This window comes from Streptomyces sp. NPDC037389 (assembly GCF_040636475.1).
GTDB classification, from domain to species: Bacteria; Actinomycetota; Actinomycetes; order Streptomycetales; family Streptomycetaceae; genus Streptomyces; species Streptomyces hesseae.
In genome coordinates, this window is the sequence record NZ_JBEZUS010000008.1 from 40,624 (window position 1) to 66,967 (window position 26,344).

Sequence of the window (26,344 nt, forward strand, 5' to 3'; positions counted from 1 at the left end):
AGTGACGGGGCGGGAGCTCCGAGTCGCGAGTGGCGCGGGCCGGGGTCATGCTGGGACGACCGTGGCCGGCACCGGCCGGCCCGGCCCCCGGAACCCGGCCCGGCCACGGGCGGACCCCTGGGGCGGTCGCGCCCCGACGGCGCCCGGCCGGCAGGCACTCCTTGACGCACGAGCGAGGGGACAAGTGTGACCATGGCCGAACCCAAGCTCTCTCCCCGCGGACGCCGCCCCGACGCGCCCGGCACCGAGGACGCCTTCCGGCGGCTGGCGGTCCTCCCCGCCGGCCCGGAGCGCGACCGGCTCCGGAACGACGTGATCGCCGCCTGGCTGCCCATGGCCGAACGTGTCAGCCTGCGCTTCCGAAAATGCGGGGAGAGCCCGGCGGACCTGCGCCAGGTGGCCGCGCTGGCCCTCGTCCACGCCGTGGACCGCTACGACCCGGGGCTCGGCTTCGCCTTCGAGTCCTTCGCCATCCCCACGATCAGCGGCGAACTCAAACGGCACGTCCGCGACCATGTGTGGTCCCTGCACATCCCGCGCCGGGACCAGGAGCTGCGGGCCGCCGTCCGCGCCGCCCGCGCCCGGCTCGAACAGCGGGGCGCGAGCAGCGGGGTCACCCCCGCCGAACTCGCCGCCGAGACCGGACTGTCGGAGGAGGAGGTGCGGCGCGGGCTCGACGCGGACGGCGTCCACCAGACGCTGTCGCTCGACCATTCCGTCGCCGGCACCGACGAACTTCCCCTGGCCGACACCCTGGGCCGGGCCGACCGGGCGCTGGAGCTGATCGTCGACCGGCAGTCGCTGCGCCCCCTCCTGGACGCGCTGCCCGAGCGCGAACGGTACGTCCTGTACTGGCGCTTCTTCGGCAATCTCACCCAGAAGCAGATCGGGGCGCGCCTGGGCGTCTCCCAGATGCAGATCTCCCGCATCCTCAGCCGCACCTGCGCCCAGCTGCGCCGGCAACTGCTCGCCGCCGCCTGACCCCGCCAGGGTCCCGTTCCCTGTTCCCACCTGGTCTTTCCGACGTGAGGGAAGGCGCACCGCCATGACGTCAGAGCACTCGCGGCTGACCCCGGACCTGCCGCCGATCGTGGAGATACCCGACCTTCCCGGCGCCGCCGGCACCGAGGGCTCGGTGCCGGCCGGGTCCGGACACGGCAGTGGCGCCCATCAGGAGGGAGATGGGCGCCACGAACGCGCGGGGGACGGGTCCGGCGGCTGACTGTGACCCGGGCCCCGGCGCTGCGCGCGGTCCGGCTGAGACGCGCGCAGAAAGGGGGGCGCGTCAGCTGGCGACGCAGGTGTTGCCGAAGGTCGGGTTCAGCAGGGCGACGATGTCGATCGAGTTCCCGCAGAGGTTGATCGGGATGTGGATCGGGACCTGAATGACGTTGCCCGAGATGACGCCCGGGGAGCCCACAGCCGCACCCTGCGCGCCGGAGTCGGCGGAGGCGACGCCGGCGATGCCGGTCACGGCGGTGCCCACGGCGGCGGTCAGGACGGCAGCCTTGGCGATACGCGACATGGCTAAACCTTTCTAAGGGGTGTTGAGAGACGATTGTGGCTGCCGTTTCGGTGTGAATTGGGCAAATATACTGGAGTACGCGGGTAATTAACCCGGAAAGATCAATAAGTCGTATGGGATGCATGAGGGGTTGGGGGTGTGGATCCCGGCAGTTCGCGAAGGTGGCCGGTCCGCCCGCGGCGGTACGACGGGCGGCGCCCGGAAGGGGTGGGGGCGCCGTCGGCGAAGGCCCGGCGCACGGCCCGGCCGCAAGCCCCCCGGTCCGGCGGTTTGGCGTTGCCGCACTTGGCTACGTACAGTTTCCTGGAAGATTTGTCGAACAAACGGACTGGGATACGACAGCGGCCATGACCGTCACTGAAGAGAACCGCGACGGTGCAGGCCACCTGTCGATCACCGATCTCCCGGAGATCACGGACACCCCGGGCACGGACGACGCCCCGGGCCTGGACGACGCCCCGGGCATAGCCCCGGAGCGCATGGCCGCCTGCCTGAGCGTGCTCGAGGAGCTCGACCGGCTGCCCGTCGACCACCCCGACGCGATAGCCGTCCGGCGCGCCACCGCCGGCATCTACCGCACGGTGAAGCAGCGCCGCCGCCAGGAGCGGCGCGCCGCCAAGACCGCCAACGACCGCATGGTCACCGAGGCCACCGCCACCGGCTCCGCCGAACGGATCGACGACGAGACCGAGGGCATCCTGCCGTCCTCGATCACCGAGGCCGGCCGGATCGCCGGGATACTCCAGCGCCCGCGCTCCTGCTACATCTGCAAGACGCGGTACGTCGAGGTCGACTACTTCTACCACCAGCTCTGCCCGAGCTGCGCGACCGAGAACCGCGCCAAGCGCGACGCCCGCGCCGACCTCGCGGGCAAGCGTGCGCTGCTCACCGGCGGCCGGGCCAAGATCGGCATGTACATCGCGCTGCGGCTGCTGCGCGACGGCGCCCACACCACGATCACCACCCGCTTCCCCAAGGACGCCATCCGCCGCTTCAAGGCGATGGAGGACTCGGCGGACTGGATGCACCGCCTGGAGGTCGTCGGCATCGACCTGCGCGACCCGGCCCAGGCCGTCGCGCTCGCCGAGCAGGTCGCCGAGGCCGGCCCGCTGGACATCCTGATCAACAACGCCACCCAGACCGTGCGCCGGCTGCCCAGCGCGTACGCCGCACTGGTCGAGGGCGAGGGCGCCCCGCTGCCCGCCGGCGAGCTGCCCGCCCACCACGTCATCGGCGCCTTCAACTCCGGCGCGGTCGACGGCCTGGCGGCGCTGCCGCTGGGCGCGAGCGGCCTGGACGCCCAGAAGGTCGCCGACCTCGCCCTGGTCGCGGGCAACGCCAGCCTCGAACGGCACCTCGACGGCACCGCCATCGACGCCGGCGGCCTGCTGCCGGACGTCGTCGAGACCAACACCTGGGTGCAGACCATCGACCAGATCTCCCCGGTGGAGCTGCTCGAAACCCAGCTGTGCAACTACACCTCACCGTTCATCCTGATCAGCGCGCTGCGCCCGGCGATGGCCGAGGCGGCCCGGCGGGCGGCCAGCGGTCGCGCGTACGTCGTCAACGTCTCCGCCATGGAGGGTGTGTTCAGTCGCGGCTACAAGGGCGCGGGGCACCCGAACACCAACGCCGCCAAGGCCGCGGTGAACATGGTGACCCGGACCAGCGGCCAAGAGATGTTCCAGACCGACAAGATCCTCATGACCTCGGTCGACACCGGTTGGATCACCGACGAGCGCCCGCACTACGACAAGCTGCGGCTGGCCCAGGAGGGCTTCCACGCCCCCCTCGACCTGATCGACGGCGCGGCACGGGTCTACGACCCGGTCGTGCGCGGCGAGGAGGGTGAGGACCTGTTCGGGTGCTTCCTGAAGGACTACCACAAGTCGAACTGGTAGGCCGGTCCGTACCGGCCGGCGCCGTCCCGGGCGCCGGCCGCCCGCGGGTCACAGCCCGAGGAAGGCCACCTGGCGGATGTGGACCCGTTGGTGGCGCGGCAGGACCTGATACACGAACATGCCCGACGCGTCGACGGTCTCCTCCTGCATGCGGGGCGAGGCGCCTGTGTACTTCGCCCCGTCCAGGTAGAGCGCCGCAGCCGCGCGGACCAGTTCGTCGGCGCGTTCCTCGACCCTCGCGATGAAGGCGAGGTTGTCGATGCCGCCGATGACGTACTCGGGGTCGGGGTCGTACTCCCAGGCCCAGGCGTCAGCCATCGGTCACCGCGGCGCGGGCCTCGTTCCGGACGGACATGCACTCGTCCATGGCCGCACGCCATCTCGGGTCGTCGCGATCGAAGCTGTTCGCGCCGTCCAGGGCCGCCCGGTAACGAGCGGCCAGGGACGGCCTGCGCTCGATCTCGATCTCGGTCGCCCACTTGATCTGGAACATGCGGATCGGGTTGAAGGAAGCGTGCTGAGTGGCCGCGGTGAACGCGGAATCACGGTCCGCCTGGAACTCGGCGAGGCGGGAGGGCGCGACGCGGGCCAGCGCGGCACGCAGTGCCGGGAACGTCATCTCCGGCCGCGGAAACAGCTCGGCAGGCCCTTCGGCGTGTTGTGCGGTCATGGGTCCGTCCTCCATCCTCCGGCGCTACCCGCACCGTACCGGTTCACTCACCGGTGCCCGAGCGGAACGAACAGCTCACCGTCCGTCGGGAACCCCTCAGCCCTGCCCCGCCAGCAGCCCCGCCACCCCGTCGAGCGTCGCCCGCAGCGACCCCGCCGGGAGGCCGCCGCCCTGGGCCACCTCCGCCGTGCCGCCGCCGCGGCCGCCGAGGAGGGACTTGACCAGGGAGGCGGCGGACAGGCCGGCGGCCGTGGCGGCGGTGTTGAGGGCGACCGTCAGGACCGCTCGGCCGCCGTCCGCCGGCGCGCCGATCGCCGCGACGCCCGGGCGGCCCTCCGGCAGCCGGTCGCGCACCGCCAGGGCCAGGGCGCGCGCGTCGCCCTCGGCCGTCGCCGTGACCACGAGCGTGCCGTGGGCATCGGTCGCGGCCGCGGCCAGCTCCGCCGCGCGCTCCAGCGCGGCGCGCCGCCGCAGTTCCTCCGACCGCTGGTCGGCGGCCTTCAGCCGCTCCAGCAACACCGCGACGCGCTCGGGCAGTTGCGCGCGGGGCGCCTGGAGTTGTTCGGCCAGCCGGGAGACCAGGTCGCGTTCGCGGGCCAGGTAGCCGAAGCCCTCGAAGCCGACCGCCGCCTCCAGCCGGCGCATGCCCGCGCCCACCGAGGACTCGCCGGTGAGGGCCACGACGCCGACCTGCGAGGCGCGCTCCACGTGGGTGCCGCCGCACAGTTCGCGCGACCACGGGCCGCCGATCTCCACGACCCGTACCCGCTCGCCGTAGGTCTCGCCGAAAAGGGCGAGGGCGCCGATCTCCTTGGCCTCCGGCAGCGGCATCCAGCGCACGTCCACCGGCAGGTCCCGGCGCAGCGCGCGGTTCGCCGCCTCCTCGACCTCGCTCCGCGCGGCCGGGCCGAGGGCGCCGCGCCAGGGGAAGTCCAGGCGCAGATAGCCGGGCCGGTTGTACGAGCCGGCCTGGAGGGCCGTCGGGCCGAGGATCTGCCGCAGGGCCGCGTGGAGGATGTGGGTGCCGGAGTGGGCCTGCCGCGCGCCCAGCCGCCACTCGGGGTCCACGGCCGCCCGTACGGTGTCGCCGACCGCCAGCTCGCCCGCCGTGACCCGTACCTGATGGACGATCAGGCCCGGTAGGGGGCGCTGGACGTCGAGGACCTCGGCCTCGACCGACGTGCCCGTCAGCGCGCCCGCGTCGCTGTCCTGGCCGCCCGACTCGGCGTAGAAGGGGGTGCGGTCGAGGACGGCCGTGGCGATCTCGCCGGTGCGTGCGGACGTCAGCGGTCCGGACGGGCCCAGCAGGGCGAGGACGCGGGATTCCGTCTCCAGCCCGTCGTACGCCCGCCAGTCCGTCGGCCCGTGCGCGTCCAGCACCGTCCGCAGCGCCGAGGTGTCGAGCGCGCCGCCGGACTTGCGGGCGCGGGCGTCGGCGCGGGCGCGCTCGCGCTGTTCGGCCATCAGAGCGGTGAAGCCCTCGCGGTCGACCTCGACGCCCTGTTCCTCGGCCATCTCCAGGGTGAGGTCGATGGGGAAGCCGTAGGTGTCGTGGAGCAGGAACGCCTTGGGGCCCGGCAGCAGCCGGCCGCCCTCGGCCTTGACCTCGGCGACCGCCGTGTCGAGGACGGTCGTGCCCTGCCGGAGGGTGGCGCGGAAGGCGTCCTCCTCGGCGTACGCCTGCTGGGAGATCCGGCCGAACTCCTCGGCCACCTCCGGATAGCTGTGCTTCATGCAGTCCCGCGCGGCGGGCAGCAGCTCCGGCAGCGCCGGGTCCTGGTACCCCAGCAGCCGTACCGAGCGCACGGCCCGGCGCAGGACGCGCCGCAGCACGTAGCCGCGCCCCTCGTTGCCGGGGGCGGTCCCGTCGGCCAGCAGCATCAGGGCCGTGCGGACGTGGTCGGCGACGACGCGCAGCCGTACGTCCGCCCGGTGGTCGGCGCCGTAGCGCACGCCGGTGAGTTCGGCGGCGCGGTCGAGGACGGGCCGGGTCTCGTCGATCTCGTAGAGGTTGTCGACGCCCTGGAGGAGGGTGGCCATGCGCTCCAGGCCCATGCCGGTGTCGATGTTGCGGCGGGGCAGCTCGCCCAGGATCGGATAGCCGGTCTTCCCGGTGCCCTCGCCGCGCTCGTACTGCATGAAGACGAGGTTCCAGAACTCCATGTACCGGTCCTCGTCCACGGCCGGGCCGCCCGCGCGGCCCAGGGCGGGGCCCCGGTCGTAGTAGAGCTCCGAGCAGGGGCCGCAGGGCCCGGGGACGCCCATGGACCAGAAGTTGTCCTCGTCGCCCCGCCGGACGATCCGCTCCTCCGGCAGCGCGGCCACGCGCCGCCAGATCGCCGCGGCCTCGTCGTCGGAGTGGTGGACCGTGACCCAGATGCGGTCCGGGTCGAGGCCGTAGCCCCCGTCCGTCACCGGCGCGGTGGACAGCTCCCAGGCGAAGCCGATGGCCTCCTCCTTGAAGTAGTCCCCGAAGGAGAAGTTGCCGTTCATCTGGAAGAACGAGCCGTGCCGGGTGGTCCTGCCGACCTCCTCGATGTCCAGCGTCCGCACGCACTTCTGCACGCTGGTAGCGCGCGGCCACGGCGGCGCCGCCTCACCCGTCAGATACGGCTTGAAGGGCACCATGCCCGCGTTGACGAACAGCAGCGTCGGGTCGGGCGTCGGCAGCGGCGCGCTGGGGACGACGGTGTGGCCGTGCCCGGCGAAGAAGTCGAGGAAGCGGCTGCGGATGTCGGCGGTACGCACAGGGGGCTCCGGACGGGTCGGGCGGCTCGGGCAGGTCAGGCGGCTCGGACGGACCGGGCGGGCCGGGCCACGGGGTGCAGGGCCGCGTACGTGAGGGGCGCGGACGGGTCGACGGACACATCGAGCGGCGCGGGCTCGGCCCCCGCCCGCACCAGCAGATCGCCGACGGCGGCGATCATCGCGCCGTTGTCGGTGCACAGCCGCAGCGGCGGTACGCGCAGCTCGATGCCCGCAGCATCGCAGCGCGACTGCGCCAGTGCCCGCACCCGCGAGTTCGCGGCCACGCCGCCGACGACGACGAGCGTGCCCACGCCGTGCCCGGCGCACGCGGCGACGGCCTTGCGGGTGAGGACGTCGGCGATCGCCTCCTGGAGGGAGGCCGCGCCGTCCGCGACGGGCAGCGGCAGCCCCGCCTGCCGGTGCTGCTCGGCCCAGCGGGCGGCGGCCGTCTTCAGCCCCGAGAAGGAGAACGCGTACGGGTCGTCGCGCGGCCCGGTCAGCGGCCGGGGGAAGGGCACCGCGCGCGGGTCGCCCTCGCGCGCCGCCCGGTCGACGGCCGGACCGCCCGGGTACGGCAGCCCGAAGACCCGCGCGACCTTGTCGAAGCACTCGCCGGCCGCGTCGTCGAGCGTGTCGCCGAGATGGACGATCGGGTCGCGGGCCAGGTCCCTGACCAGCAGCAGCGAGGTGTGACCGCCGGAGACGATCAGCACCATGCAGGGGTTCGGCAGCGGGCCGTGCTCCAGGGTGTCGGCGGCCACGTGCCCGGCCAGGTGGTGCACTCCGTAGAGCGGCACGCCCAGCGAGTAGGCGATGCCCTTCGCCGCCGCGACCCCGACCTGGAGGGCGCCGGAGAGCCCCGGGCCCGTCGTCACCGCGACCGCGTCGATGTCGCCCATGGCCAGCCCCGCGTCGGCCAGCGCCGCCCGCACCACGGGCGCGGCGGCGTGCACATGCGCGCGGGCCGCGATCTCCGGCACGACGCCGCCGAAGCGCGCGTGCTCGTCCATGCTGGACGCCACCGCGTGGCCCAGCAGCCTTCCGTCCCGGACGAGACCGGCGCCGGTCTCGTCGCAGGACGACTCGATACCCAGCACCACCGGCGAACGCGCCACGGCGACTCCTTCTGCCTCTTATTCGTAATTGCACAGTCTATGCAATAAGAATCGACAAGGTCCCCGGTCGTGCCCCCCGTCACCGCAGGTCAGTAGAGTTCCGGTGCTCCTGATCACCGACTCTCCGAGGGAAGAAGCCCTGTGACCCCAGCCCCCGTGACGGTCGTCGGCATCGGCGCGGACGGCTGGCCCGGCCTCGCCCCCGCCTCCCGGGAGGCCCTGCGCCACGCCGAGGTGATCATCGGTGGCCCGCGCCAGCTCGGCCTGCTGCCGCCCGGGGAGTGCCCCGGCGAACGCGTCGCCTGGCCCTCGCCCCTGCGCCCCGCCGTCCCCGGCCTGCTCGCCGCGCACGAGGGGCGGCGCGTCTGCGTCCTCGCCAGCGGCGACCCCATGTTCTTCGGCATCGGCCGCACGCTCGCCGAGATCGTCGGCGCGGAACGGCTGGACGTCCTCCCGCACCCCTCCTCCGCCTCCTACGCCTGCGCCCGGCTCGGCTGGCCGCTGCACGACACGGAGGTCGTCAGCCTCGTCGGCCGCCCGCTCGCGGCGCTCACCGCCGCCCTCCACGACGGCCGCCGGCTGCTGCTGCTCAGCGCCGGCGCGGAAACCCCCGCCGAGGTCGCGGCGCTGCTGCGCGAGCGCGGCTACGGGCCGAGCCCGCTCACCGTCCTCGAACAGCTCGGCGGCGACCGCGAACGCCGCGTCGAGGGCACGGCGGACGACTGGCCGCACCCGGCCGGCGACCCGCTCAACGTCATCGCCGTCACCTGCCGGCGTGCCCCCGGCGCTGTGCGGCTGCCGCTCACTCCCGGGCTGCCCGACGACGCCTTCGACCACGACGGCCAGCTGACGAAGCGCCACGTACGCGCCGTGACGCTCGCCGCGCTCGCCCCCTCGCCCGGCGAACTCCTCTGGGACGTCGGCGGGGGCTCCGGCTCCATCGGCATCGAATGGATGCGTGCCCATTCCTCCTGCCGGGCCGTCAGCGTCGAGCGCGATCCGGTGCGGGCCGCGCGCGTCGCGCGCAACGCGGAGGCCCTCGGCGTGCCCGGCCTGCGCGTCGTCACCGGCGCCGCGCCGGGCGCGCTCGCCGGGCTGCCGACGCCGGACGCCATCTTCATCGGCGGGGGACTCACGGCCCCTGGGACGCTGGAGGCCTGCTGGGAGGCGCTCCCGCGCGGGGGGCGGCTGGTGGCCAATACGGTGACGCTCGAGTCGGAGGCGTTGCTGGGGGAGTGGTACCGCGCGCACGGGGGAGAACTCGTGCGGCTGGCGGTTTCGCGTGCCACCCCCGTGGGTGGGTTCACCGGGTGGCGGTCGGCCATGCCGGTTACGCAGTGGGCCGTCGTACGGCCGTGACGGTGCCCGCGCCTTCGGCGCGGTTTTCGCCCGCCCTCCCCCAGCTGCCGCCGGGAGGTGCCCCCAACCCGTTCATCCCGAAACGTCAGGATGTTTTCCATGACCGTGTACTTCATCGGTGCCGGGCCCGGTGCCGCCGATCTCATCACCGTGCGCGGCGCCCGGACCCTCGCCCGGTGCGGCGTGTGTCTCTACGCCGGCAGCCTCGTCCCCACGGAGCTCCTCGCCGAGTGCCCGCCCGGCGCCCGGCTCGTCGACACCGCCCGCCTCGACCTCGACGAGATCACCGCCGAGTTCGTCCGCGCCCACGAGGCCGGCCAGGACGTGGCTCGGCTGCACTCCGGCGACCCCGCCGTCTTCAGCGCCGTCGCCGAGCAGATCCGCCGCCTCGACGCCCACGGCATCCCCTACGAGATCGTTCCAGGCGTCCCCGCCTTCGCCGCCGCCGCGGCCGCCCTCGGCCGCGAGCTGACCGTGCCCACCGTCGGCCAGACCGTCATCCTCACCCGCGTCGCCCAGCGGGCCACCCCCATGCCCCCCGGCGAGGACCTCGCCACCCTCGGCCGCAGCGGCGCCCTGCTCGTCCTCCACCTCGCCGCCCGCCACGCCGACCGCGTCGTCGACGAACTCCTCCCGCACTACGGCGCCGACTGCCCGGCCGCCGTCGTCGCCATGGCCAGCCGCCCCGACGAGATCGTGCTGCGCGGCACCCTCGCCGACATCGCCGGACAGATGAAGGAGGCCGGAGTCGTCCGCACCGCCGTCATCCTCGTCGGCCGCGCCCTCGCCGCCGGCCAGTTCCCCGACAGCTTCCTGTACTCGGCCGAACGGGACCGGGACCGCTGCGGCCGGACGATTCCCGACGACGCGAACGACTGAGCGCTTGACCCTGCCACCGTGTCAGGCCCGTAACTGAACTCATCATGTTCACCATCGGAGACTTCGCCCGCCACGGCCGCGTGTCCGTCCGCATGCTGCGCCACTACGACGCCATCGGACTGCTGCGCCCCGCCCGTGTCGACCCGTACAGCGGCTACCGCTTCTACGAGGCCGGACAGCTCGCCCGCCTCAACCGTGTCATCGCCCTCAAGGACCTCGGATTCACCCTCCAGCAGGTCCAGGCGATCGTGGACGACGAGGTGAGCGCCGAGGAGCTGCGCGGGATGCTGAGACTGCGCCGCGCCGAGCTGGAGGCCGCCGCCGCGGCGGCCGCGGCCCGGCTGGCGGGGGTCGAGGCGAGGCTCCGCACGATCGAGAGCGAGGGACGGATGAGCACCGACGACGTGGTGGTCAAGAGCACGCCGGCCGTCCGGGTCGCGGAACTGAGCGCACGGGTGGCGAGCTTCGGCCCGGAGGAGATCGGGCCGGTCGCCGACCGGCTCTTCGAGGAGCTGTGCGGCCTGCTGGAGACGGCGGGGATCGAGCCGACCGGCTCGTCGGTCATGTGGTACGAGGACGCGCCCGACGGCGACGGCGTCGTGGTCCACGCCGGGCTGCCCGTCCCCGCCGCCGCGCGGGGCGACGGAGTCGGGATCACCGAGCTGCCGGCCATGCCGATGGTGGCGGCCGTCGTGCACCACGGGCCCATGGCCGACGTGCTGCCCACGGTCCAGGCCCTGGCCCGCTGGATCGACGCCAACGGTTACCGCTCGACGGGCTACGCGCGCGAGGTGTACCTCGCCTACGGCCAGGGCGACCCGGCCGGATGGGTGACGGAGCTTCAGGAGCCGGTGACCCGAACCGGGTGAAAGCGGCGAAGCCGGCGGGGCCGCTGAATCGCTGAGTGCGGCTGCGGGCCGTCTGTGGCTGGTCGCGCAGTTCCCCGCGCCCCTTGGGGGCCTTACGGCCCCTTCGGCTCCGCTCGGCCCACTATGACGCCCGCGCGGTCGATGCAGATGACGTCGACCGCGACGGGCGCCCCGCGCAGCACGGCCAGCGCCTCGTCGCGGGCGGTCACGGCGACGAGGTCGCCGAGGGGGACGCCCGCGGCCTCGCACAGGCGCAGCGCCTCCAGGCCCGTGTTGGCGCCGGTGACGGCGGCCGCGAGCGCGTCGTCACCGCCGCCGTGCCGGGCGAGTTCCGCCAGGAACTCCTTGTTCACCTGCGAGCGGGCCGAGTGGAGATCGAGGTGGCCGGCGGCCAGCTTGGAGAGCTTGGCGAAGCCGCCGACGACGGTCAGCCGGTCCACCGGGTGGCGGCGGATGTACTTGAGCACCGCCCCCGCGAAGTCGCCCATGTCCAGCAGCGCGTCCTCGGGCAGCCCGTGCACGGCCACCGCGACCTTCTCGGACGTCGATCCCGTACACCCCGCCACGTGTGTACGGCCCGCCGCGCGGGCCACGTCCACACCGCGCCGGATGCTGTCGATCCACGCCGAGCAGGAGTAGGGGACGACGATGCCGGTCGTGCCCAGGATGGAGATCCCGCCGAGGATGCCCAGACGCGGGTTCCAGGTGGACCGGGCGATCTCCTCGCCGTGGTCCACGGACACCTCGATCTCGACGTCCCCCGTGCCGCCGTGCCGGGCGGCGGCCTCGGCGATGTGGTCACGCATCATCTGCCGGGGCACGGGGTTGATGGCGGGCTCGCCCACGGCCAGCGGCAGCCCGGGCCGGGTGACCGTGCCGACGCCCGGGCCGGCCCGGAAGACCACGCCGGAACCGGGCGGCAGCAGCCGTACCGTGGCCCGGATCAGCGCGCCGTGGGTGACGTCCGGATCGTCACCGGCGTCCTTGACTATCGCGGCCATGGCGGCGCGCCCGTTCCCGTCCGGCTCGTCCAGCCGCTCCGCGGCGAGCGCGAAGGCCGGGGTCTGCCCCTTGGGCAGCGTGATTCCCACGGGATCCGGGAACTCGCCGGTGAGCAGCGCTGTGTACGCCGCCGTGGTGGCGGCGGTGGCGCAGGCGCCCGTCGTCCAGCCGTGCCGCATCCCGGTGTGCTGGAGCTGGGCGGCGCGTCCTCCGGTGGCCGTGCCGTCAGCCGTGCCGTCAGCCATGCCGGCCCCCGCCCGTAGGCTGGGCCGACGACCGGACGACGACGCGGGGCCGGACGACGACGGAAGGGCATCGCATCGTGAACGCCGGCGCCGAGCGCCACATCCTCATCCTGGGCGGTACGACCGAGGCGCGACGGCTCGCCGAGGAGCTGGCCGCCGACCCGGCGCTCCGGGTCACCAGCTCGCTGGCGGGGCGGGTCGCCGCGCCGCGGCTGCCGGCGGGGGAGGTGCGGATCGGGGGGTTCGGAGGCCCCGAGGGCCTCGCCCACTGGCTGCGTGAGCAGCAGGTGGCCGCGCTCATCGACGCCACCCATCCTTTCGCCGGCACGATCAGTTTCAACGCGGCGCGGGCCGCCGCCGCGGTCGGGGTGCCCCTGCTGGCCGTCCGCCGTCCCGGCTGGGTGGCGGGGCCGGGCGACGACTGGCGTGACGTCGCCTCCCTGGCCGACGCGGCACGGGCCCTGCCGGCGCTGGGCGAGCGGGTGTTCCTGACCACGGGCCGGATGGGCCTGGGCGCCTTCGCGCACCTTGAGGATAAGTGGTTCCTGGTCCGCTCCGTGGACGCGCCCGAGCCGCCGGCGCCCCCGCGCATGGAGGTCCTCCTCGACCGGGGCCCGTTCACGCTCGACGGCGAGCGGGAGTTGCTGCGGCGCCATGCGATCGACGTCCTGGTGACGAAGGACAGCGGTGCGGCGGCGACGGCGGCGAAGCTGACCGCCGCGCGCGAGGCGGGCGTCCCGGTGGTGGTGGTCCGCCGGCCACCGGTACCGGAGGGGGTGCCGGAGGTGCCGGGCCCGGCGGAGGCGGCGGCGTGGCTGCGGGGGATCCCCGGCGGACGGTGACCCGGCCGGCGCGGAGGGGGCCGTCCGGCACGGGGCGGCCCGCCCGCAGGCGCGGGCGCCGTCGCTTCACGGGGCGGTTTCCCTCCGGTCCGCCGGACGGTCGTCGGTGTCCCCCGGCGGCGTGGGCCCGGGCAGGGGCGGGGCGGCCCCGGACCACGCGTAGGCCGCCGGGTCGAACCGGCGCAGCCTGCGGACCAGCCGCCCGGTGGACCACGGCCAGCAGAAGGTGTTCCGCCCGCCGGGCCCGAGGTAGTAGCTGGAGCAGCCGCCGGAGTTGTAGACGGTCGTGCTCAGCGCCTCCTGGACCGCGGCGTTGTACGCGGCCTGCACGTCCGCCCGTACGTCGAGGGAGGCGTGGCCGCCGCGCCGCAGGTGGGCCAGGGCGGCGGCGACCAGGTCGAGCTGGGCCTCGACGGCGGTGAGGGCCGAGGTGGAACCGGCGAGCAGATTGGGCCCGAGGAGCAGGAAGAGATTGGGGAAGCCGCCGACCGTGGTGCCGAGATACGCCTCCGGCACGCCGCCCCAGACCTCGCGGAGCGTCCGCCCGTCCCTGCCGTGCACGCCGTGGGCCAGCGGCAGCTCGCCCATGTGGAAGCCGGTGGCCAGGACGAGGACGTCGGCCCGCGCCTCGCTCCCGTCGGCGCCGGTCAGCCGGTTCCCGTCCACGGCCGCCAGCGCCGTGGGGTGGAGACGGACGTGGGGCCGGGTCAGCGCCGGGAAGTACGTACTCGACGTCAGCAGCCGTTTGCAGCCCGGCGTGTAGTCCGGGGTGAGCGCCCGGCGCAGCTCCCGGTCGCGGACCGAGCGCCGCAGATGGAGCAGGGCGGCGGCCTGGAGGGGGCGGACGAGGCGGGGGTGCCGGAAGGCGTAGCCGATGCCTTCCTGGAGCGCGTACTGCCCGGCCCGCAGGGCGCGCCGGGCGCCGGGGGAGCGGCGCAGCCACCGGGCGAGCGCGGCGGGGACGGGGACGTCGGGTCTGGGCAGCAGCCACTGGGGAGTGCGCTGGAAGAGATGGAGGGCCGCGGCCCGCTCCTGGATCGCGGGGACGACCTGGACCGCCGAGGCGCCGCTGCCGACGACCGCGACGTGCCGCCCCGTCAGATCGAGCGAGTGGTCCCAGCGGGCGGTGTGCACCACCGGCCCGGCGAAGCCGCCGAGCCCCGGCACCTCGGGCCACCGCGGCCGGTGCCAGGGCCCGGTGGCCAGGACCAGCACGGCCGCGCTGTACGGGCCGTCGGTCGTCTCCAGCCACCAGCGGCGGGCCCGGTCGTCCCACCGGGCCCGCAGGACCTCGACGCCGCAGCGCAGGGACTCGTAGGCCCCGTACCGCCGCGCGGTCGACCGCAGATAGTCGTGGATCTCCCGCTGCCCGGCGAAGACCCGGCTCCACCCGGGGCCGGGGGCGAACGAGTAGCAGTACAGCGAGGACGGGACGTCGCAGGCGCAGCCCGGATAGGTGTTGTCGCGCCAGGTGCCGCCCGGTTCGGCGGCCTTCTCCAGGACCAGCAGATCCCGGCAGCCCGCCTGCCGCAGCCGGATCGAGGCGCCGATGCCGGAGAACCCGGCGCCGATCACGACGACTTCCACGTCCCTGCCGGTGCCTTTGGCGTGTGCCCGCTCGTACCGAAGCAACCGCACCCCCCAGGCCGGTGGCGCCGACCGCCTCGGCCCGGGCGGCGGCCGTCCCAGTGTCGGGGAGACCGCGGCGGCGCCGTCAGGGCGCGAAGGCGGCGACCGGCCGGTGCGCGGGCGGCGTGCCCGGCGCGGCGTGCGCCGCCCCGGGCACGGCCGTCAGGGCACGACCGTCATCCCTCCGGGTAGCGGCGCGGCGTCCAGACGATCCGCTCCGCGCCGTCCTCGCCCCGCCGCGCCACGCGCGTCTGGGTGGAGCCGACGATGAGGAGCGTGCGCATGTCGACCTCGGCGGGGTCCAGTTCGCCGAGACGGACGACGCGCACGGACTCCTCGGGGCCACCCACGTCACGGGCCATGACCACCGGGGTGCCCGGGGCGCGGTGCTCCAGGAGCAGGTCGCGGGCCGCGCCCACCTGCCAGAGGCGGCTGCGGGAACCGGGGTTGTAGAGGGCCAGCACCAGGTCGGCCGCGACCGCCGCGCGCAGCCGGCCGGCGATGACCTCCCACGGCTTGAGCCGGTCGGAGAGGGAGACGACGGCGTAGTCGTGGCCCAGCGGGGCGCCCGCGCGGGCGGCGGCCGCGTGGGCGGCGGTCATCCCGGGGACCACCCGGACCGGGACCTCGCGGTAGGGGTCCTCGGCGGCGACCTCCAGCACGGCGGAGGCCATCGCGAAGACACCCGGGTCGCCCGAGGACACCACCGCGACGCGGTGGCCCTGCCGGGCCAGGTCGAGGGCGAACTCGGCGCGCTCCGACTCCACCTTGTTGTCCGAGCCGTGCCGGCGCTGACCCGGCCGTACGGGCACCCGGTCCACGTACGTGGTGTAGCCGACGAGGTCCTCCGCCGCGGCCAGCGCGCCCCGGGCCTCCGGCGTCAGCCACAACGGCCCCGCCGGTCCGAGGCCGACGACGACGACTTCGCCCGGGGCGGTCGGGGCGGTCGGGGCGTCGCCCCGGCTGGTCGCGGCCTCGCCCTGGGCCGCGGCCGCGTCCTCCGTCCCGGCGGGAGCGCTCGTGCCGGCGTCCGCGCCGACGTCCGTACGCGCGTCCGAAGGGACACCCGCGACCCGGCTCGGCAGCACGGCCACCGAGAAGTACGGCACCGACTCCGGGGCGACGTCCGCCAACCGGCCCGTGCGCTCCCCGCTCATCGTCGCGCGCTCGACGTACCGCGCCTCCGCCAGCCGCCCGGAGCGCTCCAGCGCGCTCCGCACCACAGGAAACGTCCGGCCGAGCTTCATCACCACGGCGGAGTCGGCCTGGGCCAGCCGCGCGGTCAGCTCCTCCTCGGGCAGCGTGCCCGGCAGGATCGTCAGCGTCTCCTCGCCCTCCACCAGCGGCCTGCCCAGCCGGGCCGACGCCGCGCTGAACGACGTCACCCCCGGTACGACCTCCGTCGGATAGCGGTGCGCGAGCCGCTTGTGCATGTGCTGGTACGAGCTGTAGAAGAACGGGTCGCCCTCGGCGAGCACCGCCACCACGCGCCCGGCGTCCAGGTGCGCGGCGAGCCGGGCCGCGGCCTCCTCGTAGAACTCCTCCAGCGCGCCCCGGTAGCCGCCGGGGTGGTCGGTGGTCTCCGTCGTCACCGGATAGACCAGCGGTTCCTCGATCTGGCCGGGGCGCAGATGGCGTTCGGCGATGGAACGCGCGATGCTGCGCCCGTGCCGGGCGCTGTGGTAGGCGACGACCTCCGCCGACGCGATGACCTCGACGGCCCGTACGGTCAGCAGCGACGGGTCGCCGGGCCCCAGCCCCACCCCGTACAGCCGCCCGGTGGGCATGGGCTTCTCGTTCACTCTTCCTCGCTCGCTATCGCGTTGATCGCGGCCGCGGCCATGGCGCTGCCGCCGCGCCGGCCCCGCACCACCAGATACTCCAGCCCCAGCGGGCTCTCGGCCAGCGCGTCCTTCGACTCCGCCGCGCCGATGAAGCCGACCGGTATGCCCAGCACGGCGGCCGGGCGCGGCGCGCCCTCATGGATCATCTCCAGGAGGCGGAACAGCGCCGTGGGGGCGTTGCCCACCGCGACCACCGCGCCCTCCATCCTGTCGCGCCACAGCTCCAGCGCCGCCGCGCTGCGGGTCGTGCCCATGCGCCGCGCCAGCTCCGGCACGGCCGGGTCGGCGAGGGTGCACACCACCTCGTTGCCGGCGGGCAGCCGCCTGCGGGTGACGCCGCTGGCGACCATGTTCGCGTCGCACAGGATCGGCGCGCCCGCGAGCAGCGCCTCCCGGGCGCGGGCCACGACCCCCGGCGAGTACGCGAGGTCCTGGACCAGGTCGGTCATCCCACAGGCGTGGATCATGCGGACCGCGACCCGGCCGACGTCGGGCGGCAGCCCGCCGAGGTCCGCCTCGGCGCGGATGGTGGCGAAGGACTGGCGGTAGATGGACGCGCCGTCCTTGTCGTAGTCGAACACTGTGCCCTCGCTCGCTGGGTGGTGCATATCGCTGGTTCTGCGTGGGGGTTGCTGCCGTGGTGCCGCCGCCGTGGACCGCTCAGCCGCGGGGGCCGCCGGCCGACGTCGTCTCCGTGGGGTGTGCGTCGGGGCGCGCGTCGCGTGCCGCCGTGACCGCGTCGGCCAGGCCGGCGGCGGTCGTCACGGTCGTCACCGCGGGCGCCGTGACCGTTTCGTCCTCCGCCTCCCGCCGTACGGCGATCCGGTAGCCGTCGCCGGTCGCCAGGACGTCGACCCACCGGCCGCCGGGGTGGCCGCAGCGCCGCTCGCACCCGGACCAGTACACGGGCAGAGTCCCGGCGCTGCCAGAGCGCGCGGCCTTGAGGGAGGCGGTCGCGTCGGCCCGTACATCCGCGAGGGACTTGACGCACCCCGGCCGGCCGGTGCAGGAGCCCGCGCCGTGCCAGGGAGAGGCGGCGGAGGTGACCAGGCCCGCCTCCGCGAGCGCTGCGAGGCGCGCCGCGGCCACCGGGGCGGTGAGCCCCGGGACGACGACGCCGCGCCAGGGGGTGACGCGGAGTTCGCCGTCGCCGTCCCGGCCGGCGGTACGGGCGAGGAGCCGCCACTGGGCGGAGGAGAACCGGCCCAGGGGCGCGGCCACCGACACGGCCCACCGCCCGTCGGGCCCTTGGAGCGCGCCGGGCGCGGGCGGGGAGCCGAGGGGGAGCGCGGCGCGCGGTACGGGCGCGGAGCCGATGCCGGCCGCCGCCAGCCGGGCCGCGAGCCGCTCCGGGCGCGGCCGCAGCCCGGGGGCCAGTTCGCGGACGCGCCAGGCCTTGCCGCCGCTCTGGCGCAGCACCGCGAGGAACTCACGGGCCGCCAGAACGGCCGCGCGCGGCGCGTCCCGGGCGGCGACGCGCAGGGCGTCGGGGCCGGGGCCGAAGCACAGGAGGGCCTGGCGGCCGGCATCGGCTGCGATCAATGTCACATCGGGCGCGAGGGCCGTGATGTCGCCCCGGCCGTCGTCGAGACCGAAGAGGAAACGGCCCGAGAGGTCCGTGAGGTCGTCCGACGCGCAGAGCAGCCGGTCGAGTTCCCGCACCCAGGGCCGGATGTCCGAGAAGCCCTTTCCGTCCAGGCCGGACAGGGGGGAAGCCGCGACATTCCGGATGCGGTCGTGCCGGTCCGACGGCAGCAGACCGGCCTCGCGCAGCCGCGCGCCCAGGGCGGCGCCGCAGCCGTCGGCGAGGCCGCGGAGCTGGACGTTGCCGCGGGAGGTGAGGTCGAGGCGGGCGTCGCCCAAGTCGTCGGCGGCGTCGGCGAGCGCGCTTGCCTGACGGACCGTCAGCAGCCCGCCCGGCAGCCGTACGCGGGCCAGTGCCCCGTCGTCCGCGGCGTGCAGCCGCAGGGCGCCGGGACAGGCGTCGCCGCGCTCGCGACCAGGGGGTTCGGGGGGAGTGGGCATGGCGGCGAGCATACCGACCGGGGGTCGAATCAGCCCGTCCGGCGTTTGAAGACGACGCGCGTCAGCGCGGACAAGGGGGCGGGACGGGGCGCGAGGGGGCGAAGCCCCGCTCGGAAACGGAGAAAGGGCGGGTCAGGGGCATCTTCCCCTCCTGGAGGCCCACCCCGCATGGCTACTATGGCAGCGCCAGCGACGGCGACAGGGGAGGAAGCCGGTGTGATCCCGGCACGGTCCCGCCACTGTGTGCCCGGCAGCGATGCCGGGTGAGTCAGGAACTCCTGCCGTCCTCCCACCGCCCGGGGCGCGGACCCCGAGGAAGGCATGCCGTGATCCTGCTCCTGTCGACGTCCGACACCGACCTGCTCAGCGCCCGTGCGGCCGGCGGTCCGGTCCCGTACCGACTCGCCAACCCCGCCCGGCTCGCGCTCGAGGAACTCCCCGCGCTCCTGGAGGGCGCCGACCTTGTCGTCGTGCGCCTCCTCGGCGGGCTGCGCGCCTGGCAGGAGGGGCTCGACCAGCTCCTGGCCGGCCCGCGCCCCGTCGTCGTCCTCACCGGCGAACAGGCCCCCGACGCCCAGCTGATGGAGGCGTCCACCGTCCCCATCGGCATCGCCGCCGAGGCCCACGCCTACCTCGCCCACGGCGGCCCCGCCAACCTCGAACAGCTGGCCCGCTTCCTCTCCGACACCGTGCTGCTCACCGGCCACGGCTTCGAGCCGCCCGCCGCCGCCCCCGCGTGGGGCGCGCTGGAGCGCACCCCCAAACCCGGCGCGTCCGGCCCGCTCATCGCCGTGCTCTACTACCGCGCCCACCACATGAGCGGCAACACCGCCTTCGTCGAGGCCCTCTGCGGCGCCGTCGAGGACGCGGGCGGCCGCGCCCTGCCGCTCTACGTCGCCTCGCTGCGCGCCCCCGAGCCCGAGCTGATCGACGCCCTGCGCGACGTCGACGCCATCGTCACCACCGTCCTCGCCGCCGGTGGCACCCGGCCCGCCGACGCCTCCGCCGGAGGCGACGACGAGTCCTGGGACGCCGGCGCGCTCGCCGCCCTCGACGTGCCGATCCTCCAGGCCCTCTGCCTGACCGGCACCCGGGAGGCCTGGGAGGAGAACGACGAGGGGCTCTCCCCGCTCGACTCCGCCACCCAGGTCGCCGTGCCCGAGTTCGACGGCCGCATCATCACCGTCCCCTTCTCCTTCAAGGAGATCGACGCGGACGGCCTGCCCGCCTACGTCCCCGACCTCGAGCGCGCCGCCCGCGTCGCGGGCATCGCCGTGCGCCACGCCCGCCTCCGCCACATCCCCGCCGCCGAGAAGCGGCTCGCGCTCGTCCTCTCCGCGTACCCCACCAAGCACTCCCGCATCGGCAACGCCGTCGGCCTCGACACCCCCGCCAGCGCCGTCGCCCTGCTGCGCCGGCTGCGCGAGGAGGGCTACGACTTCGGCACGGAAGAGGTCCCCGGCCTCGCGTCCGGTGACGGCGACGAGCTCATCTACGCCCTCATCGACGCGGGCGGCCACGACCAGGACTGGCTGACGGAGGAGCAGCTGGCCCGCAACCCCGTCCGCGTCCCGGCCGCCGACTACAGGCGCTGGTACGAGCAGCTCCCCGCCGAGCTGCGCGAGGCCGTCGAGGAGCACTGGGGACCGGCGCCCGGCGAGATGTTCGTCGACCGCAGCCGCACTGCCGAGGGCGACCCGGAAGGCGACATCGTCCTCGCCGCCCTGCGCCGCGGCAATCTGCTGATCCTCATCCAGCCGCCGCGCGGCTTCGGCGAGAACCCCATCGCCATCTACCACGACCCCGACCTGCCGCCCTCGCACCACTACCTCGCCGCCTACCGCTGGATCGCCGCATCCCAGGAGGACGGCGGCTTCGGCGCCGACGCGATGGTCCACCTGGGCAAGCACGGCAATCTGGAGTGGCTGCCCGGCAAGAACGCCGGCCTGTCCGCCGCCTGCGGCCCCGACGCGGCCCTCGGCGACCTGCCGCTGGTCTACCCGTTCCTCGTCAACGACCCCGGCGAGGGCACCCAGGCCAAGCGCCGCGCCCACGCCACGCTCGTCGATCACCTCGTGCCGCCCATGGCCCGCGCCGACTCCTACGGCGACATCGCGCGCCTGGAGCAACTCCTCGACGAATACGCCCAGATCTCCTCGATGGACCCGGCCAAGCTCCCCGCGATCCGCGCCCAGATCTGGACCCTCATCCAGGCCGCCCGGCTCGACCACGACCTGGGCATGGAGGAGCGCCCCGACGACGACGGCTTCGACGACTTCCTCCTCCACGTCGACGGCTGGCTCTGCGAGGTGAAGGACGCCCAGATCCGCGACGGCCTCCACGTCCTGGGCGCCGCCCCGGCCGGCGCCGACCGCGTCAACCTGGTCCTGTCGATCCTGCGCGCCCGCCAGATCTGGGGCGGCACGACGGCCCTGCCGGGCCTGCGCGAGGCCCTCGGCCTCGACGAGTCGGCGGCCACCCGCACCACTGCGGACGAGGCGGAGGCGGAGGCGCGGGCCCTGGTGGAGGCCATGGAGGCGGCGGGCTGGGACCCGGCCGCCATCCCGGCCGTTGTGCTCACGGTGCGGGGCACCGATCCCGTGAACGGCGACCCCGTCGCGGCCGTCCTCGACTTCGCCGCCCGCGAGGTCGTCCCCCGCCTGGCCGCGACGACGAACGAACTCGACCACGCCGTCCACGCGTTGAACGGCGGATTCGTCCCCGCCGGCCCGTCGGGGTCCCCCCTCCGCGGCCTCGTCAACGTCCTCCCGACGGGCCGCAACTTCTACTCCGTCGACCCCAAGGCCGTCCCCAGCCGGCTCGCCTGGGAGACCGGCCAGGCCCTCGCCGACTCCCTCCTGGAGCGCTACCGCACGGACAACGGCGACTGGCCCGAATCCGTGGGCCTGTCCCTGTGGGGCACGAGTGCGATGCGCACGGCGGGCGACGACGTGGCCGAGGCCCTGGCGCTGCTGGGCGTCCGCCCGGTCTGGGACGAGGCGTCGCGCCGCGTCACGGGCCTGGAGCCGATCCCCCCGGCCGAGCTGGGCCGCCCCCGCGTCGATGTCACCCTCCGCATCAGCGGCTTCTTCCGCGACGCGTTCCCGCACGTCATCGGCCTGCTGGACGACGCCGTGCGGCTCGTCGCCGCCCTCGACGAGCCGGACGACCGGAACTTCGTCCGCGCCCACGCCCAGGCCGACCTCGCCGCCCACGGCGACGAACGCCGCGCCACCACCCGGATCTTCGGCTCGCGCCCGGGTATGTACGGCGCCGGTCTGCTCCAGCTCATCGACAGCCGCGACTGGCGCACCGACGCCGACCTTGCCGAGGTCTACACGGTCTGGGGCGGCTACGCCTACGGCCGGGGCCTGGAGGGCCGCCCGGCCCGCGAGGACATGGAGACGGCCTACAAGCGCATCGCGGTCGCGGCCAAGAACACCGACACCCGCGAGCACGACATCGCCGACTCCGACGACTACTTCCAGTACCACGGCGGCATGGTCGCCACCGTCAAGGCCCTCAAGGGCACCGCACCCGCCGCGTACATCGGCGACTCCACCCGCCCCGAGACGGTCCGCACCCGCACCCTCGTCGAGGAGACGTCCCGCGTCTTCCGGGCCCGCGTGGTCAACCCCCGATGGATCGAGGCGATGCGCCGCCACGGCTACAAGGGCGCCTTCGAACTCGCCGCCACCGTCGACTACCTCTTCGGCTACGACGCCACCACCGGCGTCGTCCCCGACTGGATGTACGACAAGCTCGCCCGGACCTACGCCCTGGACCCGGAGAACCGCGCCTTCCTGGAGGAGGCCAACCCCTGGGCCCTGCACGGCATCGCCGAGCGCCTCCTGGAGGCCGAGAGCCGCGGCATGTGGGCCAAGCCGGACGCGGAGACGCTGGAAGCGCTGCGACAGCTGTTCCTGGAGACGGAGGGGAACCTGGAGGGCGGGGACGACTGAGTGGACCGGCTCGGGGCCGGAGCGCACCAGCGCTCCGGCCCCGAGCCGCGCCTTCAGCCGACCGGCGCGCCGAACCACTTCGGCAGGTGGGCGATCAGCTCCTGCTGGTCCTCACCGGCCCACGCCACGTGCCCGTCCGGCCGCAGCAGCACCGCGGGCACGTCCAGTTCCTCGCTGACGTCGACGACGTGGTCGACCCGGTCCGCCCAGCCCTCCACCGAGAGCCTGCCGGTCTGGTCGAGCAGCAGTCCGCGGCCGCCGCGCGTCAGCTCGTAGAGGCGCCCCCGCTTCAGCCGGACGTCCCGCATCCGCTTGCCGAGCAGCTCGTGGCCCTCGCCGAAGTCGTAGCGGACGCCGATCGCGGTGATCTTCTCGATCAGGTGCCGGTTCACCTCCTCGAAGTCCATCAGCTCCGACACCAGCCGTCGTACGGACTGGGGGCCCGGCTCGGTGGACATCAGCAGCATCTGCGCGCGGGTGTTGTTCAGCACGTCGGCGCCCACCGGGTGCCGTTCGGCGTGGTAGCTGTCCAGCAGGCCTTCGGGGGCCCAGCCGGCCACCGAGGCGGCCAGCTTCCAGCCGAGGTTGAAGGCGTCCTGGACGCCCAGGTTGAGGCCCTGCCCACCGGTCGGCGGGTGGATGTGCGCGGCGTCGCCGGCCAGCAGCACCCGGCCGACCCGGTAACGCTCGGCCTGCCGGGTGGCGTCGCCGAACCGGGAGAGCCAGCGCGGCGAGTGCACGCCGAAGTCGGTCCCGGCGGTCGCCCGCAGCCGCTGCTTGAACTCCTCGAAGCCCGGCGGGACCGTGCGGTCCTCGGCCACCCTCTCGGCGGGCACGACGACGCGGAACGTCCCGCCCCCGAGGGGCATGAAGCCGAACCGCTTCTGGGTCTTGCGGACTTCGGTCATCACCGCGGTCAGTTCCTCCTGCGGCATGGTCGCCTCCATCTCGCCCAGCAGCGTCTCGACCCTGCTGGGCTCGCCGGGGAAGGCGACGCCGGCGAGCTTGCGGACCGTGCTGCGGCCGCCGTCGCAGCCGACGAGGTAGCGCGAGCGCAGCCGTGTGCCTCCCCCGCTGGCTACGCCCTCATCGGCGGGGGTGCCCCCACCGGCCAGCTCGACGGTCACCCCGTCCTCGTCCTGGCTCAGCCCGGTCACCTCGCAGCCGCGCCGGATCTCGACACCGGCCGCGGTGGCGTGCTCCTCGAGCAGGCGGTCGGTGACGGTCTGCGGAATGCCGAGGACGTACGAATGCGCCGTGTCCATCCGCTCGGGCCACGGCTTGCCGATGGCGGCGAAGAAGCCGGGGAACCCCTCGTACTTCGTGCCGTTCGCGAGGAAGGTGTCCAGCAGGCCGCGCTGGTCCATCACCTCGATGCTGCGCACGTGGAGGCCCAGCGCCCGGACCATCGGGGCGGGCTGCGTCTCCTTCTCGAGCACGACCACGTGTACCCCGTGCAGCCGCAGCTCACTGGCCAGCATCAGGCCGGTCGGTCCGCCGCCGACCACGATCACGTCGATCATCACACATCTCATTTCCGCAGTTCCGAGCTTCGGCCGGTGATTCTGCGGCATAAGGGGGGTCTTGCGGCAAGGCCCCCGGTGCGCTATATGTTGAGCATGGCGAGGAATGGTTGCGTTCCTCGCCCTTGTCATGCGCCGGTACGCCGGCGACGGCCCCCCTCGGGGGCACTAGGATCCTTTGGATGATCATCAGAAAACGGCTGGCGGCGGGGGCCTGTGCCCTGCTCGCCGCCCTGGCCCTGGGCGTCACCCCGGCGAACGCCGCGGACGGGCCCTCGAAGGATTCGCCGAAGGTCGAGCTGGTCCTCGACGTCAGTGGCTCGATGCGTGCGACGGACATCGACGGGCAGTCGCGCATGGTGGCCGCCAAGGAGGCGTTCAACGAGGTCATCGACTCGGTGCCGGCCGGTGTCCGGCTCGGTATCCGCACGCTCGGTGCCAATTACGCCGGTGAGGACAAGACGCTCGGCTGCCGCGACAGCCAGCAGCTCTACCGCGTCGGCAATGTGGACAAGGCCGACGCCAAGGCGTCCGTGGCCGGGCTCCAGCCCACCGGCTGGACGCCCATCGGCCTCGCCCTGCGCGGCGCCGACCAGGACCTCGGGACGGACGGCGGCACGCGCCGGATCGTGCTCATCACCGACGGCGAGGACTCCTGCGGCCTGCCCGACCCCTGTGACGTGGCCCGCGAACTCGCCGCCAAGGGCACGCACTTGACCATCGACACCCTCGGCCTCGCCTCCGACGACAAGACCCGCGAGCAGCTGAGCTGCATCGCCGAGGCCACCGGCGGCACGTACACCACCGTGCGGCACCGCAAGGAGCTCTCCGGCCGCATCAAGCAGCTCGTGAAGCGGGCCGACACGCCCGTCGAGACGCCCAAGCCCGTCTCGGGCACCGAGGAGTGCCGGACCGCGCCCGAGATCGGCGCCGGCATCTGGACCGACCGCGAGACCTTCTCCCAGCACCGCGTCTACAAGGTCAAGGTCAAGCCCGGCCAGGAACTGCGCTTCGCGGCCAGCGTGAGCGCCGACCGCGCCGTCGACCGGGACTACGGCGTACTGGTCCGCGCGATGGGCGAGAACGGGCAGGAGCTCGTGCGCGGCAGCGACGCGGGCAGTGGCCGCACCGATGTGATGGCCTCCGGACTGCGCTACCCCGTCGCCGAGGACGAGAACGACAAGCAGCCGAGGACCGTCTGCGTGGAGGTCTCCAACTCCTTCTCCGCGCCCGCCTCCGTCAAGCGCGACCCCGGACTGCCGGTGGAACTGGCCGTCGACGTGGTCAAGGGGCCCGACGACCCCTCCGACCTGGCCGCCTTCGGCCTCGGCCGCGGCTGGGTGCTGCTTCTCGTGCTGGGCCTGACCGGACTGCTCGCCGGCCTGCTGTGGGGCTGGCTGGCCCGCTGGCGCATCGCCGTGTGGAGGGAGAACTGATGCGGATGAAACGCGCGTTGACCGCCGCCCTGCTCGCGGGCGCGGCCCTGCTCGCCCCGGCCGCCACGGCCGTCGCCGACGACGCCCCCAGTGAGGCCGGTACCGCCTTCCGTACCGCCGTCGCCATCGAACAGGGGCAGAAGGCCACGGCCAACGGCTCCACCGGCGACTACCTCTACTGGCAGTTCCCGGCGGGCGCCGGGCAGCGGCCGACGGTGAAGGCCACCGTCACCCTGCCCGACGCGGCCACCCGCAGCGGCGCCGCCACCTGGCGCCTCGACGTCTACGACGGACTGCGCCGCCGCCAGGCCTGCACCGCGGGCGAACAGGCCGCGACCGCCTCGCAGCAGGCCGCCACCGTGGCCCTGACCTGCACGCTGCGCACGGTCCGCCCCTGGTCCGAGCGCTGGTCCAACGACCCGCTGCCCGGCGCCTACTACGTGCGGCTCACCGCCACCGACGCCCCCGACCGCGACCTCGGACTGCCCGTGAAGGCGGAGGTCCAGGCCACGGCCGAGGACATGGGCGGGGCCCACGCCGAGGGCGGCGAACTGGGCAAGCCGCTGCACGCGGCGGCCCTCGCCGAGCCCGACAGCGGCTGGAACGGCAGCTGGTGGTCCGGCCGTTGGGGCTGGACGGTCGGCGGCGCCGTGCTCTGCGCGCTCGCGGCCGTCGGCGGCTACACGCTGACCCGCCACCCGCGCAGGCGCTGAGCGGTCTCGCGCCCCGTAAGGGGCGCGGGGCCGCGGCCGTATGGGGCAGCCGCCCCC

Annotated in this window: 21 protein-coding genes and 1 riboswitch; of the genes, 10 read left to right on the plus strand and 11 right to left on the minus strand. The window is 74.5% G+C overall.

Features of this window, described 5'->3' with window-relative positions; all coding sequences use genetic code 11:
* Nucleotides 1–192 precede the first annotated feature (192 nt).
* Together AB0E98_RS18935 and AB0E98_RS18940 are read left to right on the plus strand one after the other, a co-directional pair.
* Nucleotides 193–981 carry a sigma-70 family RNA polymerase sigma factor gene (locus AB0E98_RS18935; RefSeq protein ID WP_361703775.1) on the plus strand — a complete coding sequence of 263 codons (789 nt, stop codon included), beginning with the start codon at nt 193–195 and terminating at the stop codon, nt 979–981.
* A 64-nt stretch (nt 982–1,045) separates the two neighbouring features.
* The gene (locus tag AB0E98_RS18940) at nt 1,046–1,222 is read left to right on the plus strand and encodes a hypothetical protein (protein ID WP_361703778.1); all 177 of its coding nucleotides are present in this window, start codon (nt 1,046–1,048) and stop codon (nt 1,220–1,222) included.
* A 63-nt stretch (nt 1,223–1,285) separates the two neighbouring features.
* On the opposite strand, the gene AB0E98_RS18945 is transcribed toward AB0E98_RS18940, so the two are convergent.
* Entirely contained in the window at nt 1,286–1,525 is a 240-nt protein-coding gene (locus AB0E98_RS18945; protein ID WP_361703781.1) for a chaplin, read from the minus strand.
* Nucleotides 1,526–2,004: 479 nt separating this feature from the next.
* Here AB0E98_RS18945 and AB0E98_RS18950 point away from each other — a divergent pair, with 479 nt between their 5' ends.
* On the plus strand, nt 2,005–3,426 hold the full coding sequence (locus AB0E98_RS18950; RefSeq protein WP_361704492.1) for an SDR family NAD(P)-dependent oxidoreductase: 1,422 nt from the start codon (nt 2,005–2,007) through the stop codon (nt 3,424–3,426).
* Nucleotides 3,427–3,474: 48 nt separating this feature from the next.
* Here the strand turns inward: AB0E98_RS18950 and AB0E98_RS18955 are convergent, their stop codons facing one another.
* The 4 genes from AB0E98_RS18955 to tsaD all read right to left on the minus strand — a co-directional run bounded on the left by AB0E98_RS18955 (nt 3,475) and on the right by tsaD (nt 7,944).
* Nucleotides 3,475–3,744: a hypothetical protein gene (locus AB0E98_RS18955; protein ID WP_361703784.1), complete on the minus strand. Its 270-nt coding sequence runs from the start codon at nt 3,742–3,744 to the stop codon at nt 3,475–3,477.
* Nucleotides 3,737–4,096: a hypothetical protein gene (locus AB0E98_RS18960; RefSeq protein WP_361703787.1), complete on the minus strand. Its 360-nt coding sequence runs from the start codon at nt 4,094–4,096 to the stop codon at nt 3,737–3,739. Before AB0E98_RS18960 ends, AB0E98_RS18955 begins: the two co-directional genes overlap by 8 nt.
* A 96-nt stretch (nt 4,097–4,192) precedes the next feature.
* Nucleotides 4,193–6,844 (minus strand): alanine--tRNA ligase, encoded by a 2,652-nt coding sequence (alaS, locus tag AB0E98_RS18965; protein WP_361703789.1) that lies wholly within the window; start codon nt 6,842–6,844, stop codon nt 4,193–4,195.
* A gap of 35 nt (nt 6,845–6,879) precedes the next feature.
* A complete protein-coding gene (gene tsaD, locus AB0E98_RS18970) occupies nt 6,880–7,944 on the minus strand; it encodes a tRNA (adenosine(37)-N6)-threonylcarbamoyltransferase complex transferase subunit TsaD (protein ID WP_361704495.1) in 1,065 nt (354 codons plus the stop codon).
* A 156-nt stretch (nt 7,945–8,100) separates the two neighbouring features.
* Between tsaD and cbiE the strand changes: the two genes are divergently transcribed.
* The 3 genes from cbiE to AB0E98_RS18985 all read left to right on the plus strand — a co-directional run bounded on the left by cbiE (nt 8,101) and on the right by AB0E98_RS18985 (nt 11,066).
* Nucleotides 8,101–9,318 (plus strand): precorrin-6y C5,15-methyltransferase (decarboxylating) subunit CbiE, encoded by a 1,218-nt coding sequence (cbiE, locus tag AB0E98_RS18975; RefSeq protein WP_361703791.1) that lies wholly within the window; start codon nt 8,101–8,103, stop codon nt 9,316–9,318.
* 99 nt (nt 9,319–9,417) lie between these two features.
* Nucleotides 9,418–10,197 carry a precorrin-4 C(11)-methyltransferase gene (cobM, locus tag AB0E98_RS18980; protein WP_361703794.1) on the plus strand — a complete coding sequence of 260 codons (780 nt, stop codon included), beginning with the start codon at nt 9,418–9,420 and terminating at the stop codon, nt 10,195–10,197.
* Nucleotides 10,198–10,241: 44 nt separating this feature from the next.
* A complete protein-coding gene (locus AB0E98_RS18985) occupies nt 10,242–11,066 on the plus strand; it encodes a MerR family transcriptional regulator (protein ID WP_361703797.1) in 825 nt (274 codons plus the stop codon).
* A 92-nt stretch (nt 11,067–11,158) separates the two neighbouring features.
* On the opposite strand, the gene AB0E98_RS18990 is transcribed toward AB0E98_RS18985, so the two are convergent.
* On the minus strand, nt 11,159–12,313 hold the full coding sequence (locus AB0E98_RS18990) for a cobalt-precorrin-5B (C(1))-methyltransferase (RefSeq protein WP_361703799.1): 1,155 nt from the start codon (nt 12,311–12,313) through the stop codon (nt 11,159–11,161).
* A gap of 77 nt (nt 12,314–12,390) precedes the next feature.
* Between AB0E98_RS18990 and AB0E98_RS18995 the strand changes: the two genes are divergently transcribed.
* Nucleotides 12,391–13,155 carry a cobalt-precorrin-6A reductase gene (locus AB0E98_RS18995; RefSeq protein ID WP_361703801.1) on the plus strand — a complete coding sequence of 255 codons (765 nt, stop codon included), beginning with the start codon at nt 12,391–12,393 and terminating at the stop codon, nt 13,153–13,155.
* 66 nt (nt 13,156–13,221) lie between these two features.
* Here AB0E98_RS18995 and AB0E98_RS19000 read toward each other — a convergent pair whose 3' ends face one another.
* The 4 genes from AB0E98_RS19000 to cobG form a co-directional block, all read right to left on the minus strand.
* Nucleotides 13,222–14,742 carry an NAD(P)/FAD-dependent oxidoreductase gene (locus AB0E98_RS19000; protein ID WP_361703803.1) on the minus strand — a complete coding sequence of 507 codons (1,521 nt, stop codon included), beginning with the start codon at nt 14,740–14,742 and terminating at the stop codon, nt 13,222–13,224.
* 218 nt (nt 14,743–14,960) lie between these two features.
* Nucleotides 14,961–16,571, minus strand: a complete 1,611-nt coding sequence (locus tag AB0E98_RS19005; RefSeq protein ID WP_361704497.1) for a precorrin-2 C(20)-methyltransferase — start codon at nt 16,569–16,571, stop codon at nt 14,961–14,963.
* 11 nt (nt 16,572–16,582) lie between these two features.
* The gene (locus tag AB0E98_RS19010; protein ID WP_361703806.1) at nt 16,583–17,236 is read right to left on the minus strand and encodes a precorrin-8X methylmutase; all 654 of its coding nucleotides are present in this window, start codon (nt 17,234–17,236) and stop codon (nt 16,583–16,585) included.
* A gap of 52 nt (nt 17,237–17,288) precedes the next feature.
* On the minus strand, nt 17,289–18,665 hold the full coding sequence (gene cobG, locus AB0E98_RS19015) for a precorrin-3B synthase (protein ID WP_361703808.1): 1,377 nt from the start codon (nt 18,663–18,665) through the stop codon (nt 17,289–17,291).
* 152 nt (nt 18,666–18,817) lie between these two features.
* A riboswitch (cobalamin riboswitch) is annotated at nt 18,818–18,951 on the plus strand.
* 28 nt (nt 18,952–18,979) lie between these two features.
* Here cobG and cobN point away from each other — a divergent pair.
* Nucleotides 18,980–22,615 carry a cobaltochelatase subunit CobN gene (cobN, locus tag AB0E98_RS19020; RefSeq protein WP_361703811.1) on the plus strand — a complete coding sequence of 1,212 codons (3,636 nt, stop codon included), beginning with the start codon at nt 18,980–18,982 and terminating at the stop codon, nt 22,613–22,615.
* 53 nt (nt 22,616–22,668) lie between these two features.
* Here cobN and rox read toward each other — a convergent pair whose 3' ends face one another.
* Complete coding sequence (rox, locus tag AB0E98_RS19025; protein WP_361703814.1) at nt 22,669–24,138, minus strand: rifampin monooxygenase; 1,470 nt, start codon at nt 24,136–24,138, stop codon at nt 22,669–22,671.
* A gap of 182 nt (nt 24,139–24,320) precedes the next feature.
* Here rox and AB0E98_RS19030 point away from each other — a divergent pair, with 182 nt between their 5' ends.
* Both AB0E98_RS19030 and AB0E98_RS19035 read left to right on the plus strand, forming a co-directional pair.
* Nucleotides 24,321–25,574, plus strand: a complete 1,254-nt coding sequence (locus AB0E98_RS19030; RefSeq protein WP_361703816.1) for a VWA domain-containing protein — start codon at nt 24,321–24,323, stop codon at nt 25,572–25,574.
* Entirely contained in the window at nt 25,574–26,287 is a 714-nt protein-coding gene (locus AB0E98_RS19035) for a hypothetical protein (RefSeq protein WP_361703817.1), read from the plus strand. Before AB0E98_RS19030 ends, AB0E98_RS19035 begins: the two co-directional genes overlap by 1 nt.
* Nucleotides 26,288–26,344: the final 57 nt, after the last annotated feature.

Coding starts and splice junctions, on each gene's coding strand:
- AB0E98_RS18960 (WP_361703787.1), bottom strand. CDS start 4,096: ATGACCGCACAACACGCCGAAGGGCCTGCCGAGCTGTTTCCGCGGCCG.
- AB0E98_RS19035 (WP_361703817.1), top strand. CDS start 25,574: ATGCGGATGAAACGCGCGTTGACCGCCGCCCTGCTCGCGGGCGCGGCC.
- AB0E98_RS18945 (WP_361703781.1), bottom strand. CDS start 1,525: ATGTCGCGTATCGCCAAGGCTGCCGTCCTGACCGCCGCCGTGGGCACC.
- AB0E98_RS18940 (WP_361703778.1), top strand. CDS start 1,046: ATGACGTCAGAGCACTCGCGGCTGACCCCGGACCTGCCGCCGATCGTG.
- cobG (WP_361703808.1), bottom strand. CDS start 18,665: ATGCTCGCCGCCATGCCCACTCCCCCCGAACCCCCTGGTCGCGAGCGC.
- AB0E98_RS19010 (WP_361703806.1), bottom strand. CDS start 17,236: ATGCACCACCCAGCGAGCGAGGGCACAGTGTTCGACTACGACAAGGAC.
- cobM (WP_361703794.1), top strand. CDS start 9,418: ATGACCGTGTACTTCATCGGTGCCGGGCCCGGTGCCGCCGATCTCATC.
- AB0E98_RS19030 (WP_361703816.1), top strand. CDS start 24,321: ATGATCATCAGAAAACGGCTGGCGGCGGGGGCCTGTGCCCTGCTCGCC.
- AB0E98_RS18990 (WP_361703799.1), bottom strand. CDS start 12,313: ATGGCTGACGGCACGGCTGACGGCACGGCCACCGGAGGACGCGCCGCC.
- AB0E98_RS18935 (WP_361703775.1), top strand. CDS start 193: ATGGCCGAACCCAAGCTCTCTCCCCGCGGACGCCGCCCCGACGCGCCC.
- AB0E98_RS18985 (WP_361703797.1), top strand. CDS start 10,242: ATGTTCACCATCGGAGACTTCGCCCGCCACGGCCGCGTGTCCGTCCGC.
- AB0E98_RS18955 (WP_361703784.1), bottom strand. CDS start 3,744: ATGGCTGACGCCTGGGCCTGGGAGTACGACCCCGACCCCGAGTACGTC.
- rox (WP_361703814.1), bottom strand. CDS start 24,138: ATGATCGACGTGATCGTGGTCGGCGGCGGACCGACCGGCCTGATGCTG.
- AB0E98_RS18950 (WP_361704492.1), top strand. CDS start 2,005: ATGGCCGCCTGCCTGAGCGTGCTCGAGGAGCTCGACCGGCTGCCCGTC.
- AB0E98_RS19005 (WP_361704497.1), bottom strand. CDS start 16,571: ATGCCCACCGGGCGGCTGTACGGGGTGGGGCTGGGGCCCGGCGACCCG.